Source organism: Thiomicrorhabdus marina, assembly GCF_017571465.1.
In the GTDB taxonomy this organism is placed as follows: Bacteria; Pseudomonadota; Gammaproteobacteria; order Thiomicrospirales; family Thiomicrospiraceae; genus Thiomicrorhabdus; species Thiomicrorhabdus marina.
This window is the reverse complement of sequence record NZ_JAGETV010000003.1, coordinates 16,070-33,339: the sequence shown is the minus strand read 5'-3', so window position 1 is coordinate 33,339 and position 17,270 is coordinate 16,070. Positions and strand designations below refer to the sequence as shown.

20 protein-coding genes are annotated in these 17,270 nt (G+C 44.6%); 10 read left to right on the top strand and 10 right to left on the bottom strand.

The window, feature by feature from the left end; translation table 11 throughout:
* The first annotated feature begins 85 nt into the window (after window positions 1–85).
* The 5 genes from J3998_RS02520 to J3998_RS02500 all read left to right on the top strand — a co-directional run bounded on the left by J3998_RS02520 (window position 86) and on the right by J3998_RS02500 (window position 4,926).
* Window positions 86–1,300: a glycosyltransferase family protein gene (locus J3998_RS02520; RefSeq protein WP_208147426.1), complete on the top strand. Its 1,215-nt coding sequence runs from the start codon at window positions 86–88 to the stop codon at window positions 1,298–1,300.
* Between the two features lie 15 nt (window positions 1,301–1,315).
* Complete coding sequence (locus J3998_RS02515) at window positions 1,316–3,088, top strand: sugar phosphorylase (protein WP_208147424.1); 1,773 nt, start codon at window positions 1,316–1,318, stop codon at window positions 3,086–3,088.
* 12 nt (window positions 3,089–3,100) lie between these two features.
* Window positions 3,101–4,237 carry a glycerate kinase gene (locus J3998_RS02510; RefSeq protein WP_208147423.1) on the top strand — a complete coding sequence of 379 codons (1,137 nt, stop codon included), beginning with the start codon at window positions 3,101–3,103 and terminating at the stop codon, window positions 4,235–4,237.
* 43 nt (window positions 4,238–4,280) lie between these two features.
* Window positions 4,281–4,535, top strand: coding sequence for a hypothetical protein (locus J3998_RS02505; protein WP_208147421.1), 255 nt, complete (start codon window positions 4,281–4,283; stop codon window positions 4,533–4,535).
* Between the two features lie 70 nt (window positions 4,536–4,605).
* Window positions 4,606–4,926 (top strand): YgaP family membrane protein, encoded by a 321-nt coding sequence (locus J3998_RS02500; protein WP_208147420.1) that lies wholly within the window; start codon window positions 4,606–4,608, stop codon window positions 4,924–4,926.
* A gap of 552 nt (window positions 4,927–5,478) precedes the next feature.
* Here the strand turns inward: J3998_RS02500 and J3998_RS02495 are convergent.
* The 5 genes from J3998_RS02495 to J3998_RS02475 all read right to left on the bottom strand — a co-directional run bounded on the left by J3998_RS02495 (window position 5,479) and on the right by J3998_RS02475 (window position 7,883).
* Window positions 5,479–5,886 (bottom strand): hypothetical protein, encoded by a 408-nt coding sequence (locus J3998_RS02495; RefSeq protein WP_208147418.1) that lies wholly within the window; start codon window positions 5,884–5,886, stop codon window positions 5,479–5,481.
* Window positions 5,883–6,440: a thioredoxin family protein gene (locus J3998_RS02490; RefSeq protein WP_208147416.1), complete on the bottom strand. Its 558-nt coding sequence runs from the start codon at window positions 6,438–6,440 to the stop codon at window positions 5,883–5,885. The genes J3998_RS02495 and J3998_RS02490 overlap by 4 nt, the downstream gene beginning before the upstream one ends.
* A 232-nt stretch (window positions 6,441–6,672) precedes the next feature.
* On the bottom strand, window positions 6,673–7,182 hold the full coding sequence (locus J3998_RS02485; protein ID WP_208147413.1) for a DsrE family protein: 510 nt from the start codon (window positions 7,180–7,182) through the stop codon (window positions 6,673–6,675).
* 27 nt (window positions 7,183–7,209) lie between these two features.
* Window positions 7,210–7,545 carry an SMR family transporter gene (locus tag J3998_RS02480; protein ID WP_208147412.1) on the bottom strand — a complete coding sequence of 112 codons (336 nt, stop codon included), beginning with the start codon at window positions 7,543–7,545 and terminating at the stop codon, window positions 7,210–7,212.
* Complete coding sequence (locus tag J3998_RS02475) at window positions 7,542–7,883, bottom strand: DMT family transporter (protein ID WP_208147410.1); 342 nt, start codon at window positions 7,881–7,883, stop codon at window positions 7,542–7,544. The genes J3998_RS02480 and J3998_RS02475 overlap by 4 nt, the downstream gene beginning before the upstream one ends.
* A gap of 112 nt (window positions 7,884–7,995) precedes the next feature.
* On the opposite strand from J3998_RS02475, the gene J3998_RS02470 reads away from it, so the two are divergent.
* On the top strand, window positions 7,996–8,892 hold the full coding sequence (locus tag J3998_RS02470) for a LysR family transcriptional regulator (protein ID WP_208147407.1): 897 nt from the start codon (window positions 7,996–7,998) through the stop codon (window positions 8,890–8,892).
* 96 nt (window positions 8,893–8,988) lie between these two features.
* Here the strand turns inward: J3998_RS02470 and J3998_RS02465 are convergent, their stop codons facing one another.
* Window positions 8,989–9,597: a superoxide dismutase gene (locus J3998_RS02465; protein ID WP_208147405.1), complete on the bottom strand. Its 609-nt coding sequence runs from the start codon at window positions 9,595–9,597 to the stop codon at window positions 8,989–8,991.
* Window positions 9,598–9,698: 101 nt separating this feature from the next.
* Window positions 9,699–9,995, bottom strand: a complete 297-nt coding sequence (locus J3998_RS02460) for a YcgL domain-containing protein (RefSeq protein WP_208147396.1) — start codon at window positions 9,993–9,995, stop codon at window positions 9,699–9,701.
* 163 nt (window positions 9,996–10,158) lie between these two features.
* Here J3998_RS02460 and J3998_RS02455 point away from each other — a divergent pair, with 163 nt between their 5' ends.
* The 4 genes from J3998_RS02455 to J3998_RS02440 all read left to right on the top strand — a co-directional run bounded on the left by J3998_RS02455 (window position 10,159) and on the right by J3998_RS02440 (window position 14,476).
* Window positions 10,159–11,115, top strand: coding sequence for an NAD(P)H-binding protein (locus J3998_RS02455; RefSeq protein WP_208147394.1), 957 nt, complete (start codon window positions 10,159–10,161; stop codon window positions 11,113–11,115).
* 69 nt (window positions 11,116–11,184) lie between these two features.
* Window positions 11,185–12,420, top strand: coding sequence for a multifunctional CCA addition/repair protein (locus tag J3998_RS02450; RefSeq protein ID WP_208147392.1), 1,236 nt, complete (start codon window positions 11,185–11,187; stop codon window positions 12,418–12,420).
* A 39-nt stretch (window positions 12,421–12,459) separates the two neighbouring features.
* Window positions 12,460–14,133 carry a cation:proton antiporter domain-containing protein gene (locus tag J3998_RS02445; RefSeq protein ID WP_208147381.1) on the top strand — a complete coding sequence of 558 codons (1,674 nt, stop codon included), beginning with the start codon at window positions 12,460–12,462 and terminating at the stop codon, window positions 14,131–14,133.
* 10 nt (window positions 14,134–14,143) lie between these two features.
* Entirely contained in the window at window positions 14,144–14,476 is a 333-nt protein-coding gene (locus J3998_RS02440; protein ID WP_208147361.1) for an SMR family transporter, read from the top strand.
* Between the two features lie 91 nt (window positions 14,477–14,567).
* Here J3998_RS02440 and J3998_RS02435 read toward each other — a convergent pair whose 3' ends face one another.
* The 3 genes from J3998_RS02435 to J3998_RS02425 form a co-directional block, all read right to left on the bottom strand.
* Window positions 14,568–15,110, bottom strand: coding sequence for an outer membrane beta-barrel protein (locus tag J3998_RS02435; RefSeq protein WP_208147359.1), 543 nt, complete (start codon window positions 15,108–15,110; stop codon window positions 14,568–14,570).
* Between the two features lie 128 nt (window positions 15,111–15,238).
* Window positions 15,239–16,528 carry a hypothetical protein gene (locus tag J3998_RS02430; RefSeq protein ID WP_208147358.1) on the bottom strand — a complete coding sequence of 430 codons (1,290 nt, stop codon included), beginning with the start codon at window positions 16,526–16,528 and terminating at the stop codon, window positions 15,239–15,241.
* Entirely contained in the window at window positions 16,525–17,265 is a 741-nt protein-coding gene (locus J3998_RS02425; RefSeq protein WP_208147356.1) for an outer membrane lipoprotein-sorting protein, read from the bottom strand. The genes J3998_RS02430 and J3998_RS02425 overlap by 4 nt, the downstream gene beginning before the upstream one ends.
* Between the last annotated feature and the right edge of the window lie 5 nt (window positions 17,266–17,270).

The window sequence follows — 17,270 nt, the reverse complement described above, 5'->3', positions numbered from 1 at the left end:
GATTGCGCGGGCAAATCCTAATAACAAATCAATAAACGCGGCTTTACGCGATACAACCTAATTTAAAAAAACAGGAGTTCAAATTATGAGCGATTTTTTCCAAAACGGTACCGTAACAACTTTTCATAACTTAACCGATCGTAAAGTTGAAGACTTGGAATCAGATTTGCTGAAGTTCTCTGAACAAAATCGGTTGGGGTTGATTCTCCCGTCTTTGTTCAGTGAACTGGAAGCGCCTGCTCTTAAGAACATTGTTGCTGAGCTCTCCAAGGTCCCTTATCTATCGCAAACCGTCATTGGTTTGGATCGAGCGGATGCTAAGCAATTCGATTATGCGAAAGGCTTTTTTGCCGATTTAGGGCAGGAGCATCGCATTTTATGGAACGACGGCCCGCGCTTGCAAAAGCTTTGGAACAAACTGAAAGATAAAGGATTAGCACCGACCGAACCGGGAAAAGGAACCAATGTTTGGGGGTGCTATGGTTATGTGTTGGCAGCAGACAAAGTGGATGTGGTTGCGCTACACGATTGTGACATTATCACTTATCAACGTGACTTACTCGCACGCCTCATCTATCCCGTCGCGCATCCCACGTTTAATTTTGTTTTTTCCAAAGGGTACTATGCCCGACACGCTGAAGGAAAACTGAACGGTCGTGTGGCGCGTTTGATGGTGACGCCGCTATTACGTGCTTTGCACGATGTGGTCGGGCCGGATGAGTTGATTAGTTATTTGGATAGTTTTCGTTACCCTCTGGCGGGTGAATTCGCGATGAATGTGCATGCATTGAAGGATATGCGAATTCCGGCAGACTGGGGGCTTGAGGTCGGCATTCTGGCGGAAATGCGTCGTAATTATTCCAAGCGTCGCATCTGTCAGGTCGATATCGCCGATGTGTATGACCATAAACACCAAGATTTGTCGATTGAAGACCAGACCAAGGGCTTGGCTCGCATGAGTCAAGACATCGCCAAGTCACTGTTCCGTAAGTTGGCGACAAGAGGTCATGTTTTCTCGCGCGGCACCATGCGTTCGGTGCGCGCGGTGTATCTGCGTACCGCACTGGATCAATTGGAAAGTTACGCTTTTGATGCCGAAATGAACGGCTTGAAACTAGATATTCATGCTGAAGAGCAAGCGGTTGAATTGTTTGCTCGCAGTATTTTAGCTGCTGGTGATGTTTTCTTAGACAATGCCGAGGAGCGTCCATTTCTACCGAACTGGAACCGAGTTGCCAGTGCTTGTCCTACGGTTCTGGAAGAATTGTATGAAGCGGTAGAACTTGATAACAGACCTTAAGTAACCGAGGTGTTTATGACCGAAGCAAAATTACCAAAAATAAAACAGCATCTACAAAAAATTTATGACGATTCGGTCAAGGTGGAAATCGCCTATCAAGGTATTATCGAGTTGCTGGCAAAGCAGAAAAAAAAGTCGATACACCGCAATCACAAATGGGATCAGAGCGATGCATTGTTGATTACTTACGGCGATACTTTCCTACAAGAAGGTGAGATGCCGTTGGTCACGTTGCAAAAATTCTTGGATGAATATGTTCAGGATTCGATTAATTGTGTTCATATTTTGCCGTTCTTTCCGTACAGTTCGGACGACGGTTTCTCGGTGATTGATTATATGATGGTCGATCCAGATTTAGGTGACTGGCCGGATGTTGCCAAAATCGAAGAGAAATACGACTTGATGTTCGATTTGGTGATTAACCATGCTTCGCGTGAAAGCTTGTGGTTTACCGATTACAAAGCCGGTCGCGAACCTTTTACCGATTTCTTTATCGAAGTGGATGGTGATCCCGACTTGTCGCAAGTAACCCGTCCACGAAATACGCCGTTATTGGTTCCTGCCTATACGCATCATGGTCGTAAAAAAGTCTGGGCGACATTCAGTGCTGACCAGATTGATTTGAATTTCGGTAATCCAATCGTGTTGCTGAAAATGTTGGCCGTTCTGATGTTCTATATCGAAAAAGGGTCACGGATTATTCGTCTGGATGCAATTGCCTTCTTGTGGAAACAAATCGGCACCAATTGTATTCACCTGCCGGAAACGCATGAAGCGGTTAAATTGATGCGTACTTTGATAGAAATGGTTGCACCGGATGCTATTCTATTGACTGAAACCAATGTCCCACACCAAGAAAACCTTAGCTATTTCGGCGAGAGCGATGAAGCACATATGGTTTATCAGTTCAGTTTGGCGCCATTGATTCTGCACGCATTGCATCGCGGTGACAGTACCTATTTGACCGACTGGGCTATGAATCTTGAACCGCCTCCTGAAAATTGCACTTTCCTCAACTTCACCGCATCGCATGACGGGGTCGGTTTACGTCCGGTAGAAGGCATTCTGCCGCAACGTGAGGTTGAAGATTTGGTCACTAATATGCATCGTTTGGGTGGTTTTGTGTCGATGAAATCCAATCCGGACGGATCGCAATCGCCATATGAAATCAATATCACTTACTTTAGTGCTTTGCGAGAAACGCATAACAGTAACGGCCCGGATCAATGGCAAGTAGAGCGATTTATCTGCTCGCAGAATATTATGATGTGTCTACAAGGCATTCCCGCGTTTTACGTGCACTCCTTGACTGCAACGCCGAATGATCGCGAAGGGGTCGAGAAAACCGGGCGCACCCGCTCGATTAACCGTCGTAAATGGGATTATGACTATCTGCAAGCTTTGATCGGCAGTGAACGTAGCTCGAATGCCGAAGTGATTAAACGTCTAACCAATTTGATTAAACAGCGTAAAAAACATAAGGCGTTTGATCCGAATACGCCACAACGTATTTTGGATTTGGGCAGCAACTTCTTCGCGCTCTGGCGTGCCGGCGATGGCGTAAAATTCCCTGTGTTGGCGATTCATAACCTAACACCGGAAATTCAAATGCTGGATGTCAGTGAAATTGACGGCTTTACCGCGCATACTAGTTGGATTAACCTGCTTGGTAATCAAATCATGACTTCTGAAAGCCAAAAAACCGTATTGCAACCGTATCAATCAATGTGGCTCATGCCGCAAGAGATTGACGGCGAAAGTGCACTATGGGCTTTATCAACCGACTAAACAGGAGGCCAAATGGCGCGAATTCTGATTGCACCGGATAGCTTTAAAGGGTCTTTGACGGCCAGTCAATTTTGTCAGATTTCTGAACATGTGATTCAGCAAATAATGCCAGATGCCGAAGTGATTCAGTTGCCGCTCTCGGATGGTGGCGAAGGTTTTGTTGATGCTTTTGTCAGTGCCGGCTTGGCTACGCAAGAATCTCTTTGGGTTAGCGGGCCGCTCGGCAAGAAGGTCAAGGCTGCTTTTGCTTGGCAGGAAAGCAGTAAAACCGCCATGATTGAAATGGCGCAAGCAAGCGGTTTGCCGAAAGTCCGGCCGGATGAAGGCAATCCTATGCAAACGCATACTTATGGTACCGGTCAGGTTATTCAAGCAGCGTTGGATAAAGGCGCGCAAAAGGTGGTTCTTGGTTTAGGTGGCTCTGCAACCAATGATGGCGGTATCGGCGCTTTGCAGGCGTTGGGTGTCGAAATCCTGGATGCTAAAGGCATCTCGGTTGGGCTCGGCGGGCAAGCACTGAAAACCATTGCTAAAATCGGCGAGATTCCTCAAATATTGACCCAAGTTGAATGGGTTCTCGCTTGCGATGTGACCAATCCGCTGCTTGGCGAAGAAGGCGCAACCGCGATTTTTGGTCCGCAGAAAGGGCTGCAAGAACATCAATTCGATTTTCTTGAAAACGGTTTGGATAACTGGGCGCAAGTTATGCAAGACAAGCTTGGTAAGGATGTTCGTGGTATTCCCGGCGCGGGTGCCGCCGGTGGCATGGCCGCCGGTTTTATCGGTGTCCTGAATGCGCATATTGAACCAGGCTTTGAAGTGTTACGCGAGCAATTAGAGATTGATGCTGCGATGGAACCAAAAGACGGCAAGCCGTTGGATTTGGTGATTACCGGCGAAGGGCGTATCGACCAGCAAACGGCTTTCGGCAAATTGCCGGTACGGATTGCTGAATTGGCTAAGGAACATCGAGTGCCGTGTATCGGGATTTGCGGTAGCTTAGGTGCTACTTTGGATGAACTGCCTGCTTTCACTGCACTGTTTAGTATTGTCAACACGCCGATGGATGAAATGGATGCAATGAATAACGCACCACCTTTGCTAGCAAGTTGTTTACAGAATATCTTGGCACTAAGGGGCTTGAAATGATTAAGCATCAGCGCCTGATAAGTTGTGTTTGTTTGGAAGATATATGATCAAGTTTTGGAGTCAAATTCACCAAGACACGCGTAAATGGATAGCTCGTGTTCTTATTTTGTTAGGGATTTTTATCGCCTATTCACCGTATTGGATTGACGAGGTTGTTGAAAAAGCAGCATTGGATAAATTTCTAGATGTGTCATTGTTTTTTGGTTGGTGGATTCTAGGGTTAGGTCTAGTCATCTATTTTCTAAATATGTGGCTTGATATTAAGCTCGAAAAACAAGAAACCGATGAATCACATTAAATTCTTGGCTGATATGGAAGATTGAGGTAGCATAGACTTCAATGTTGGTAATCAATGGTCAGGGCAGTTTATGAGCAGTGTAATTAAAGGCAATCGTCCTTTACGAATTTTTGCATCAATGGTGTTGATTTTGTTATTGGTGTCACACTTTATGGGTCAGATTGACCTAACCCAAATTTCTTTTCTTTGGGTCATTGTCGCTATGGCGATTAACGCCTTACAGGCCTCGTTTACCGGCTTTTGTCCGATGTTCAAAAATTCGCGTGGCGAATGTGTGGCATGCGGCGTGGCGTGCGACACACCGGAATGCAAACCGGTCGATAAAAAATCCGAACAAGAATCATGCTGTTCGGGTACGGATTGCTGTTCTGGGAATGATAAAAAAGCTTAATTTCGTTCTTGATATTCAATTTGTACAAACCGCCGTAAGGCGGTTTTTTGCTATTTGGCAATGCTTTTAAATACTTGCCTCTTTCCAAAATTAAGGGGTGTTAAATTTCCTCTGCTTCAATTGATTGTTCATTTCTTGCTTGCCCAAGAAACGAACCAAAGAAGGGCACCCTCCGTTTCATTCGTGGGGTCTTTCTAACGCTCGAATTTGGCGCGTCGCAACTCCCTCGCGGACACGCTCGGTCAGACAGTCTCCGCGCTAATCAAATTCCACGCTAAGAAAGTCCACCGCTCACTTCAAGAGGGAACCCAAGTCATTAGACGATGCTTTTGCGAATGCTGGCTCTGTTAATGGTTTAGCTTTGAGCCAAACGGATTCTGGAATTCGTAGACTAAAATTGAGCCGCTTTGGAGTGCGCTTAGACTGAGTTAGCGAAAATTTTGCAAGAGCAGTGTTGGGGATGTCTTTCTTTCGATTCTTTCTCGTCTCTCCGTTTCGCTACAGCCGAGTTCTTCGTTTCTTGGATAAGCAAGAAAGGAATGAAGAAGGGGTTTAAAGATACTTGGTTTCTATTAGCTCTGCCAACGCATTTAAATTTTGCTGAAGTACGTATGCTCTTTCAGTGTATACAGATGTTTCATCCCAGAGAAGGCAGTCTCTTTCGAGCTTATCTTCATCAATTGTATATGAAAGAAGATTGTATATATTGTGTGTTAGATAATTACGTTGTTCTGCTAGGGCTTCTAAATGCGGTATAAGTGTAGAAAGTTTATTGTCGTTTTTTAAACGGCCTATTAACTTTCCCATAGTTAATCTATGGAGGTTTTTATCATTGCTTGATGCTACTTTAACTAGAAGATTTTCTAATTTTCCTGCTGCTAAAGTCACCCTTCCTAATTCAGCACAGAATTCGTCATCTTTTTGCAAGAGTTTGAAAAACTTTAAACCATCAAAGCTCACTCCTTCCACTTAATCGAACACCCCATTGATGGAATCTGTTCCAGAGGGCCTTGTCCGGTTTCGGCCACCTGTTTCATCGCTTCCAGTAAATCACGGCGTACGCCTTCCGGTGCGGTTTCTTTGCGTGATTCATCTAATCGGCCGCGGTATTGCAGTTTTAGCTCGCCGTTGTAGCCGAAGAAGTCAGGTGTGCAAATCGCGCCAAATGCTTTAGCAACGGCTTGGCTTTCGTCAATAACGTACGGGAAAGGGAAGTTCCATTGTTCAGAGACTTTCTTCATATTCTCAAAGCTGTCTTCTTCTTTTAAGGCCGGGTCATTCGACATAATCGCAATTGAGTTGATGCCATATTCATCACGCAAAATTCGTGTGTCTTCAACTAGGCGTTCATGAATTGCTTTGACATAAGGACAGTGGTTGCAGATAAACATGACCAACAAGCCGTTTTTGCCTTTCGCTTTTTCCAGCGTCCAATTTTGACCGTCAACACCTGGCAGGTTGAAGTCGATTGCATCGGCATTAAAGTCACAGACTGGCGTGGTTAAACTTACCATAAAATTTCCTTGTTTTTGTCGGTTGCAGATTTATATTTAAAGAGAAGAAATTATTATAAAAAAATAAATCTAGCAGGGCTAGAAAGGACTGTAGTTGTACGAATCTTTGGCAAAGCTTAGTGCAGTTAGAATAGAGGGGAGAAGCTGTAAACAACCACCAGATTTGGCGGTTGTTTACGGTTTTTAATGTTTTCTAAGTGAAAGAAAGTTTGTAAAGCGTTCGAACAAAATTTTAGTAAATCGCTTTATAGCCTTGATATTGCCAGCCCACCATAGAAATTGCTGAATCTCCGACCACCGTCATGCCGGGCAAGATTGAATCGTTGTCCACTTTAAAGTAGTTGGTTGCTACCGAACAAATTTCCATGCGAATACCGAGTTCTTTAAATTTGGCAACGGAGTCCGCAATGCTTTTCAAGTCTTTTTCGAATTCGAATGTTAGATCTTCCCCAGGATTTTTTGAAAGGTAGCGTACTGTTTCGCCTTGAAATACCAATACCATTTTTGGAGTGACTCCTTGTTGGATGTAGCTTTGACGCATGGCATCAATTTCTCGAAGATAACCTGCAGCGCTCTGTGGATGCGGGAGGTCAACCAGTAAAACGATTTTGACTTCTTTAATGCCATTGAGTGCTACCGAATCATTAATTGATTGATTGGCGAAGGTGGGTTTTATCGCAAAAACACAGAGAGCGAGTAATACGAGCTTTTGCCAGAAAGTAAAAGGTTGTTTCAGAGTCATAGTTAGTGGTTCCTTATCGGTTTTAGTTTATGCAGCTGGTAGAGTACTGGCTGCATTCATGAGTAAAATAGAAAAAATTAAAATAGCTAAACCGAACCAGCTGACGAGATGGATTCGGTGTTGAAACAAAACTCGGGTCGCCAATGCTGTCCCAATAATCGAAAGTGTGCCCCAAATGGTGTAAGCAACAAACAGGTCGATACCTTTTACTGCTAAGGCCAGCAGAACAAATGCGCCCATAATGAACAAGACCGCTAGGGTCCCCCACACTTTGTGCTTAAACCCTTTGGACATCTCAAGAAAAATATTAGCGATGATGTCTAACACTACCGAGCCGAAAACATAGCCTAAGTACACATTCATTTGGACTTTGCCTCTTGTAGATGATGTCCATAGTGGGTGATGACGATTCCTGTAATTGCCAGTAATAGTGCCACTGTCTGTAAAATCGAGATGTGTTCGTTCAGAATCAGAATGGAGACAATTGCGACCAAAATCATGCCGAAGCCTTCCCAGAATGCATTCGCTAAAGCGACAGGAATTTTGGTGGTGGCTTGACTGAGTAATAGATAAGAAACGCCAATCATGCCGATGGCGACCAAAGTACCTGCAACTTGGTGGCCGTAGGAAACGAGTACTTTCATAGCGGTAGTACCTGCAACTTCGCCAATGACTGCTAATAATAAGAAAACCCAATGCATTTTATCTGTCCTTTTTTATAGCTTCGTAAGCATTCTAAATTAGGTAATTAGGTTTGTTATAATCACTAAGCGTCAAAAAAAATGGCGCTTGATTTGTGGATGGGAATGTAGGATGAAGCTGGAATACTTTCACTATTTTATTGAGATTGCTCAAGCTGGTTCTATTGCGAAAGCCGCAGCGAAATTGAATCGTAACCGTACTACTATCAGCATGGCAATTGCCAGTTTGGAAGATAACTTGAATGCTGAATTGTTTATCCGTAGCGGTAACAGCATGCATCTTTCTCCTATTGGGGAAAAAATTTTGGACGACAGCATTCGCTTAGTGACATTGACTGAAAACATTAAGCGTACTGTTGAAACCTGTGATTCCGATCAGCCTGCAGTGTTACGTTTAGGACGAGACGATGTCTTACCAGAATCTTTTTGGCGCCGTATTTTGCGAGCGATTCGTTTGCAGTATCCAGGTTTAACGTTGGCAATGAATTACGCCAATGCGGGGACTTTGTTGGAACAATTGCGACAAGGGGAAATCGATTTGGCGTGTTGCATGCCTGAACATTTCGAGCAGAATAAATTTGGTTTGTATGCGCAAGTGGTCGATAAAATTGCTATGCGTTTGATGGTTAGTGCTGAACATCCATTAAGCAACATGCGCTCTGTTAGTGACGAAGATTTGAAAAGTGTGCCGCAAATTACTTATTTGGGGAATGATCAAAATGAAGTCTTCAGTCTAGAGCAAGTTTCACAAGAACAAATTGCTTTAAGTAGTTTTGAATTGGTCAGGGATGCCATTAGCGATGGTTTGGGCTGGGGATTTGTTCCAGACCCTTTGCTTGTACAAATGGATCAGAATCACTTGTTACCTGTGGCGCATGGTTTAAATATTTCTTGGCATACTTACTTGATTTTTGGTCGAGAGTCGTTGAATCATGAGTCGACGTTTATAGGGAGTATCAGTGGGTTGATTCGGCGTGAAATTCTTGAATTGTTTGAAAGAAAGCGATGAGAAGGTAGAAACGCACCTAAAGAAAGTTTTGTAAAGTTAAAAAAATAAAAAACCCGCAATGAGCGGGTTTTTATGACGAATGATTTTGCAAAGGAATTATTTTGCAGCTTCGTAAAGTTCGCTAACCTTATTCCAGTTAACCACATCCCACCAAGCTTGCATGTAAGCTGGACGTAGGTTTTGGTAACGTAGGTAGTAAGCGTGTTCCCAAACGTCTAGACCTAGGATTGGAGAACCTTTCACTTCTGCAACGTCCATTAACGGGTTGTCTTGGTTTGGCGTAGAAGAAATTTCCAATTTGCCTTCAGCAGAAACCGTTAGCCAAGCCCAGCCTGAACCGAAACGTGTCGCGCCGGCAGTTTGGAACTTTTCTTTCATTGCATCTAGGCTACCGAATGTTGCGTTGATGTCTTCTGCAAGTGCACCAGTTGGAGCGCCCATGCTGTCGCCGCTCATGACTTCCCAGAAGAAAGCATGGTTCCAGTGACCGCCACCGTTGTTACGAACCGCAGGAGAAATTGCGCCGGCATTTTTAACAAGCTCTTCTAGAGATTTGTCAGCATGTTCGGTACCATCAATTGCCGCGTTTAGGTTGGTGATGTATGCGTTGTGGTGTTTAGTGTGGTGAATTTCCATAGTACGCGCATCAATTGAAACTTCTAGTGCGTCGTAATCGTAAGGTAGATCCGGTAGCGTAAATGCCATGTTGATTTCCTTTTTGCAGGTTAATTAAAACGTAATTAAATATCTAAGAATTCTTTATTGTAGCCAGTGCTGTGCGTTTGTAAATAAACGTGTCCAGAAGATTAGTAAATATTGTCTAGTCGCTCTGGAGCGGGGGCGTAGTCGCTGATTTTTTCGACGTCAGTTGGCGGCATTTGCATAAAGAAGCCTTTAGCCTGAATCGCGTCATACACGACTTTGGCGTCTTCGCGAGCCATCTTACGGTCGGGGGTCAGTTCAAAATCCAGAACATGAGTCGGTTCGCCAAACATGGTTAGCAATTCTTTCGGCAATTTGTCCAAACCGTCTTCTTTAGGGACAAATAGATAGAGTTCATCTTTTTTGGGGCTACGGAATGCTGAAACTTCGATAGGTTGCATGTTTTTGCCTGTTAATTTAGTCAATCTTATGGCGCGCTATTGTATCAAAAAGCACTGATATTACTTGCAATGATCGTGAACTAAGTTAAGGAATTTCTTGACCAACCCTTAAGTGATTGATTATCCTTTGCGGATTTGAAAAATAAAAGTGGATTTTTACAAGATGCTACAGAATACAGTTACCGTCTTCGGCGGCACCGGGTTTGTTGGTCGTGCAGTAGTCAATCAACTATCAAAAGCAGGCTATAACACCAAGGTTGTGGTGCGTCGTCCAGAACGTTTCCGTGAGTTTGCGTTGTATCCGCAAACTAAATTGGCGCAACTGGATTCTTATGATAATGCTGAGCAATTAGCTGCTGCATTGAAAGGTTCGGACATTGTTATCGATTTGATCGCAGACCGTACTACCGGCACTGAAATGGTTGAAGTGAAAGACTTTGATGTCGTTTCGCAAAAAATGAAGTCTGCATTGGAAACCGCCGGCGTTAAGCGCGTCTTGAGCTTGTCGCAAATCGGCGCTAGCAATGATGTGGATAGTCATTCTTGGCAAGGTTCTTTAGCTGCCTTGGATAATCATATGAATACGACGGCTAAGGCGGATGTGACTATTTTTAAAGCAGGCCTGTTAATTGGTGACGGTGATGATACGACCACGCCTTTTGCTAAACAGCTGAATCGTATGCCGGTCTTGATGGTGGCTAACTCCGGTACACAAGTACAGCCGTTGTGGGTGAAAGATTTCGCTCAGGCGATGGTTAACTCGATCAATAACAATGCGACGTTTGGTAAAAAGCTGGAAGTGGCCGGTAGCGAAATAATGACTTTGAAAGCGCTTGGTAAGATGGTTGCGAAAATCATGCAGGTGCAAGATGCCGTGGTTTTCCCAATGTGTAAACTGAATGCGAAAATTATGGCTACATTGGGTGGTTTAGCCCCGTTTCAGTCGGTGACCAAATCGCAGTTAATCACTTTAGGGCAAGATGCTGTCACCGAGAATGCGTTTGCCGAGCAGTTCGGTTTTGAGCCAGCGAGCATTGAATGGTTAATCAGCACTTACGCGAAGCCGAAACATCTTCGTGAACGCTACAACGACTATCGTAAATACGCTAACCGCGACTAATCTACGCACGTTTAAGTGGTATAAGAGAACCGTCGTTAAGGCGGTTTTTTTGTTTTTGAAGGAAGAAGCATGCAAATTTATTTAGTAGGCGGTGCAGTTCGTGATGCGTTGCTGGATATTGCCGTTTATGACCGTGACTGGGTTGTGGTCGGCGCCACACCGCAGCAGATGTTAGATGGCGGTTACCAACAGGTCGGCAAAGATTTTCCGGTATTTTTGCACCCCGATTCTAAAGACGAGTATGCTTTGGCGCGTACCGAACGCAAACAGGGTAGCGGTTATCACGGCTTCGAGGTGTTTGCCGAACCGAGCGTGACGTTGGAAGACGATTTGATTCGTCGCGATTTGACCATCAATGCCATGGCACAAGCCGAAGACGGCACAATCATTGACCCTTACGGCGGTCAACAAGATTTGCAGAATCGCGTTTTGCGCCATGTCTCGGATGCTTTTAGCGAAGACCCTTTGCGGGTTTTGCGGGTGGCGCGTTTTGCCGCCAAGTTAGCACCTTTTGGTTTCACTCTGGCGCAAGAGACCAAAATCTTAATGACGCAGATGGTCGCCAGTGGCGAGCTGGCTGAATTGACACCGGAACGGGTTTGGCAGGAAGTGGTTAAGGTGTTGAATAGTGTCGAGCCGAGCCGGTTTTTTGAGGTGTTGGATGAAGTTGGTGCCACTGAAGTTTTGTTCCCGGAACTGCATGCATTGCACGGTGTCGAACAACCGGAAAAGCACCATCCAGAGGGCGATGTATGGATTCACACTATGATGGTATTGCAGCAAGCGACTAAGTTGAGTGACGATTTGGCGGTGCGTTTTGCGGCCTTGGTGCATGATTTGGGCAAAGGTATCACGCCACCGGAATTATGGCCGAAACATCACGGCCACGAAGCTGCCGGTGTGCCCTTGGTGAAAGCTCTGTGCCAGCGTTATCGGGTGCCGAAGAAAATTGAGCAGTTTGCCTGCAAGGTGACCGAATACCATGGTGTTATTCATAGTGGATTAAAAGACGGGGCACCTTATCTAAAACCAAAAACTTATCATAAGGTTTTACAGAACTGCGGCGCCTATAAAGATGCCGAGGCCTTTACTCAGGTATTGATTGCTTGTAAAGCCGATGCGCGCGGACGTTTAGGGTTCGAAGAGGTTGACTATCCGCAGCTTGAATTTTGGCAAGCAGTGCAGAAGGTGGCTGCCGCCGTCGATAATAAAGCGATTATCGCGCAAGGTTTTCAGGGCAAAGAAATCGCTGAGCAGATTGAAAAGACACGGATAAATAATATCTCTCAATTTATTCAGTCGTAAAAAAGCGTTAAATAGAAGCATTCGGCTAAGGACACGCTAATGCTTCTGCTATTTACTATTATCCTCTCGGTGGTTTTGCTGGCGCGCTTTCTTGAGGAGCGTATCAAACTACCGTTTGCCTTGGGCTCGATTGTCTTGGCTTATCTGGCGAACTTCTGGTTTGATCTCGCCGCCTTTGGCGATTTTTTTCCGGAAATTGTCTATCTAATGCTACCGATTATTCTGATTCCCGATGTTTTGGGGGTGTCGCGAAGCGAGTTGCGTAATAATCTTGTGGCGATTGTTTATCTATCGCTTTTTGCTGTTGTGATGGCTATTGCAATGGCAATTGGGGTTACCTTGTGGGTATTGCCTGAATATCATTTTACGATTGGTATTCTGTTGGCGTTGTTCGTGCCTTTAATGGCGACTGATGTGGTCTCGGTATCGTCGATTTTCGGGCATTTCAAGCTACCGGAAAAACTCAAGCTGTATGCGGAAGGCGAGAGTCTGTTCAATGACATCACCGCGATGATTATCTTCTTCTTTATCGCTCTACCGCTGATTTCCGGTCAAGAGTTTACCTTATCCAATTTGCATCTGGTGCTTGGCAAGATGTTTTTCGAGTCGCTATTGGTCGGCTTGGTTATCGGCGTTGCCGGTTACTATGCGTTTAAGTTTTTTAAGGACAGCGTCGAACAGTTTCTGACCTTATATATCATGGCTAGTTTGGCGTTTATTATCGGCGAACATCTGGAAGTTTCCGGCATTCTCGGCGTGGTGGTTACTATCCTGCTGTTTAAATATCTGTTTGATAAAGAAGGCCAGTATAAAAAGCTTGATCGCTACGCTCTGTATAGTTTTCTGAATAGCGAAAGTGCCTCCTCGGTCAGCTTCCGTGCTTACCGGAAGGAGGCGCATTATTTAGGGCTATTTGCCAATGGGGTGATTTTCGTAGCCATTGCCAGTGTGGTCGATTTGGCGCAGTTGTGGCAGTATCACCTGGAAATTCTATTGGTGTTCGCTTTGACGACGGTGATTCGCCTGCTGGTGATTGCACCTTTGGCATGGTGGCGAGCCCATCCGCAACGCTGGACCGGGGCTTTGACTTTGGCTGGAATGAAAGGCGGCCTGGCAATTATTATGGCTTTTTCTCTGCCGGATGATTTTCTCTATAAAGAGGCCTTTATGTCGATCGTGCTTGGTGTGGTGATTTTGTCGTTGTTCATCAATACCGCGCTGTTGATTCCCTATCTTCGTTATCATTCGGCTGGTTTTGCGCTGGATAAGGCAAATGACGGCAATGTATTATCGACTATGGATGCCCGTCAGGAATTGAAAAAGATGTTGCAAAAAGACAGGCTGACGCAGGCTTATAATACGCTCGTCTTTGAAGATTTGATTGAAAAAGAGATGGCGCGTTCACAACGCTATCAACAGAACTTTGCGTTACTGGCATTTGAAGTGGACAATCCGAAATTGGTGAAAAAGCGAATTTTGCCAACGTTACGAAGCTCTGATTATTTCGGCAAATTGGATGATAATCGGTATGCTGTTTTAGCGACCCATTCAGGAATCGATGCAGCCTTGATTGTAGCGCAGAAATTGCAGAAAAAATTACGTGGTCAGCATATTGCGGTAGTTGAATATAGCACCGGCGATACGCTGGAAATGTTGTATGACAAATTGGAAACTGCTTTTAAAAGTGCTAAGCCGATTGATATTGAAGTATAGGAAATAATAAGTGAAATTTTGGGTTTTTCTTCTCATCGCCACCATTGCCGAAGTGATTGCCACCTCAGCCTTAAAAGCAAGTGAAGGTTTTACGCGTTTAATTCCGACGCTTATTGTGGTCACTGGTTATGCTGTGGCATTTTATTTTCTGGCGTTGAGTTTAAAACAGATTCCTATCGGCATTGCCTATGCGGTGTGGGCAGGCTTGGGGATTGTCTTTATTTCGGTGATTGCGTGGTTTATGTATGACCAAAAACTGGATTGGCCAGCCGTTTTGGGAATTGTATTGATCTTGCTTGGGGTGTTGGTGATTAACCTTTTTTCAAAAAGTGCCGGACATTGAGAGATGTAGAATGGCCGGCTAAAAGAGACAACTAAATGAAGAGAAGGGTTAGGGTCTGTTGCAAATTAATAATTAGGTTCTGCCACCGCCTCTAAAATTGTTGGCCGAAGCCGACGGTGAAAAGGTTGGCGTTATCGTTATCATTCGTTTCCATCAGGTTATAAGACGTGTTTACATAGAAACTTTCGGTTACCTTGTACTCGCCGCCTAAACCTACCAGCCAACCATCGCTAGTAATCGTTGCTTTAGCCGCGCTAGCGGTATCTTTCAAATCTTCTTCCGCTCGGCGATAACCTGCATTCGCGAATAAGGTTAGATTCTTTGTGACAGCGTATTTCGGTTTTAAGTTAATACCGTAGATCGAGTTGATATTCGCTTCGAGTGTGGTGCTTCCGGTATTGTATTTTGCAGTACCGATGCCGGTGCCGAGATAGCCTTCAATTGCTAGATACTTAGAAAGATCGGCGCCAAAAGTGGCGGTCACAATATCTAGATTCAGTTTTGGATTTTTGGTTTCGATATTGCCGTAACCTAGATTCCAGTACAGTGCCGGCAGAGATTGCGCAAATACTTTGACCGGTACGGTTAGCGCGGCGAATGCCAAAGTGGCGATGATGATCTTTTGTAGAGGCATTGATTTTCTCTCTGTTTAAAAATGTGAATAATTAACATTTTATCCTGAAGTTAAAAGAATGCAAATAAAAAGCGTAGAAAATTAGCTTTTAGCTGTAGAACGACTGGTGAGAGCTTGTTCTGCGTTTCCTAGTAGTAATAACGCCAGCGAATGTCGAGTTTGTAATCGGCGAGTTTTTCACCATATTGAGTAAATTGCTGCCCTTGCAGCCAACTGGTTCTTAAACGCAGTTCGTGATTTTTGGCAGGCTGGTAAATCCATTCTGGAGTGAGTGCGAAACTCTTGTCTGAAGGGTTAAAGAGCAACGACAGAGACGCGTTTAGATAGACAATACCGAGCCAATCTTTTTGACTCGCTTTTAGATAGAACTGATTTTGCAATGCAGTCGGTTGATTGAAAATGGTTTTGGCAAATTGCGTTTGCGGAATGGTTGATTCTAATATTTGTTGATTGAATTCGTGTAGGTCGCTACTTGCCAGAGCTTGCGGTTGATGTAGCCATTCGAGAATCCAAGTAATATCGTGTTGATCGAGATAGCGTAGGCCAATTACTTGTTGCCAAAGATTTTGCGTTTGTGGCGACAGCTGATTGCTGTTCCATTGCCAGCTGTCGGCGTTCTTTAGATAAGCAAAATCACCGTGTATCTCAAGGTTCGAGGAGAGGTTGCTGGCAAAGCTAAAACCGAACGCTTGTTGGCTTGATGCATTCGATGCGGAATCGTAACGTAGGTAGAAGTCCAAATCAGTCTGTTCAATTAGTAAACTGCTTTTGAAAGCAATGGTCATACCGCTGTCGGCATTTAATTCACTGTTAATGTCCCGGTTGCGCGGTAATAGGTATAGACTGTGGCTAAGGTTTTTCCATGCGCCGATGGAGCCTTGCTGATAATTCAACGCAGTCATCACAAACCCTTCGCGGCTTAATTCTGGATCTTCCGGGTTCTTAGTATATTCGATAAAACCGACTGGATTCCAAGCATAGCTTTTGCCCCATTTGACTGTTTTTTTACCAAGGTCGATTTGCCATTTTTGGCTGACCGAGAAGTGTGCATAAAGCTGCTGGAAAGTGATTTTTGATTTAGTTTCTAAGTTGGGGAGGTTGCTGTTTTCAAGTTGTGCCAATGTTTGCCAATTTAAGGTACTGTCGCCTGCGCGATATAAACCACTAAATTCTAGCTCGCTGTAGTATTGGCTCAGTGATTTAGGAGGATTTGAGCCGTAGGTTAAAACGCTGGCGGCACTGTTTTGGTCAATGCGGCTAACACTCGCTTGCAGATCAAAGTGGCCGGAAATTTCATAAGGTTTTTTCTGATAAGCACTTAAGTCAAAACTAAAATCATTGCTATCGGCATGTGCAGATATGCTTGATCCGAAAAAGCTCATTAAGATGAATTGTTTGACCAAAGTGCTGGGTTTCATTCGCGTAACTCGCCGACCTTGTCCATATAGTCAAGGCTGAAGACTTGCTCCTGTAGTTCACGAGGTTTGATCCCGTCGAATAACATCACTGATTTATAGCCTTGATATAGCGGGCTATCGGTTTGCAGGATTGCCGGACGCTGGTAGCCATTACCGAAGTCTTTGATTTTACTGTAGTGCAGGGTTTTTATTAGCATGCCACTGGCAGAGTAGGCCTCGATTTTCATTGGTACTTTATAAGTTTTATCGACCCACATTTTTAATCGGTCATAAGCGACGCTGCGGCTTTTCGCTTTTAAATCAAGCAGAAGCTGTTCGTTGTCTTCTTGCAGACTTTGTGCATCGTATTCAACGCTGTAGTCGAGCTGCATAATATCGGAGTTATTGAAGACGCCGCCAACCACGGATTGCAGGCTGGTAATGCGCAGCGGTTTGCCGACATTCGGGATATACAGCCACATATTCTCGCCAAGACGCAAACTGGAACGACCGCGTTCGCTGGCCGGGTCGAGAAACAGCGCCAGCATTTTGTCTTTGCCTTTCTTCAGGGTGTAGAGCACAAACGATTTTTCGGTGCCGTCCGGTTCGATATTAATCAGCTTGCGATACATCTCATAGCTCTGCGGTTGCAGATTGCGATCAACTTCTTGCAGCAATTGATTCGCTTGTTCATTAGCAATAGCGTTATAGCTCAATGCAAACAAGATTAGGACAATAAAACGTCGGGTGAATAGCATACGGT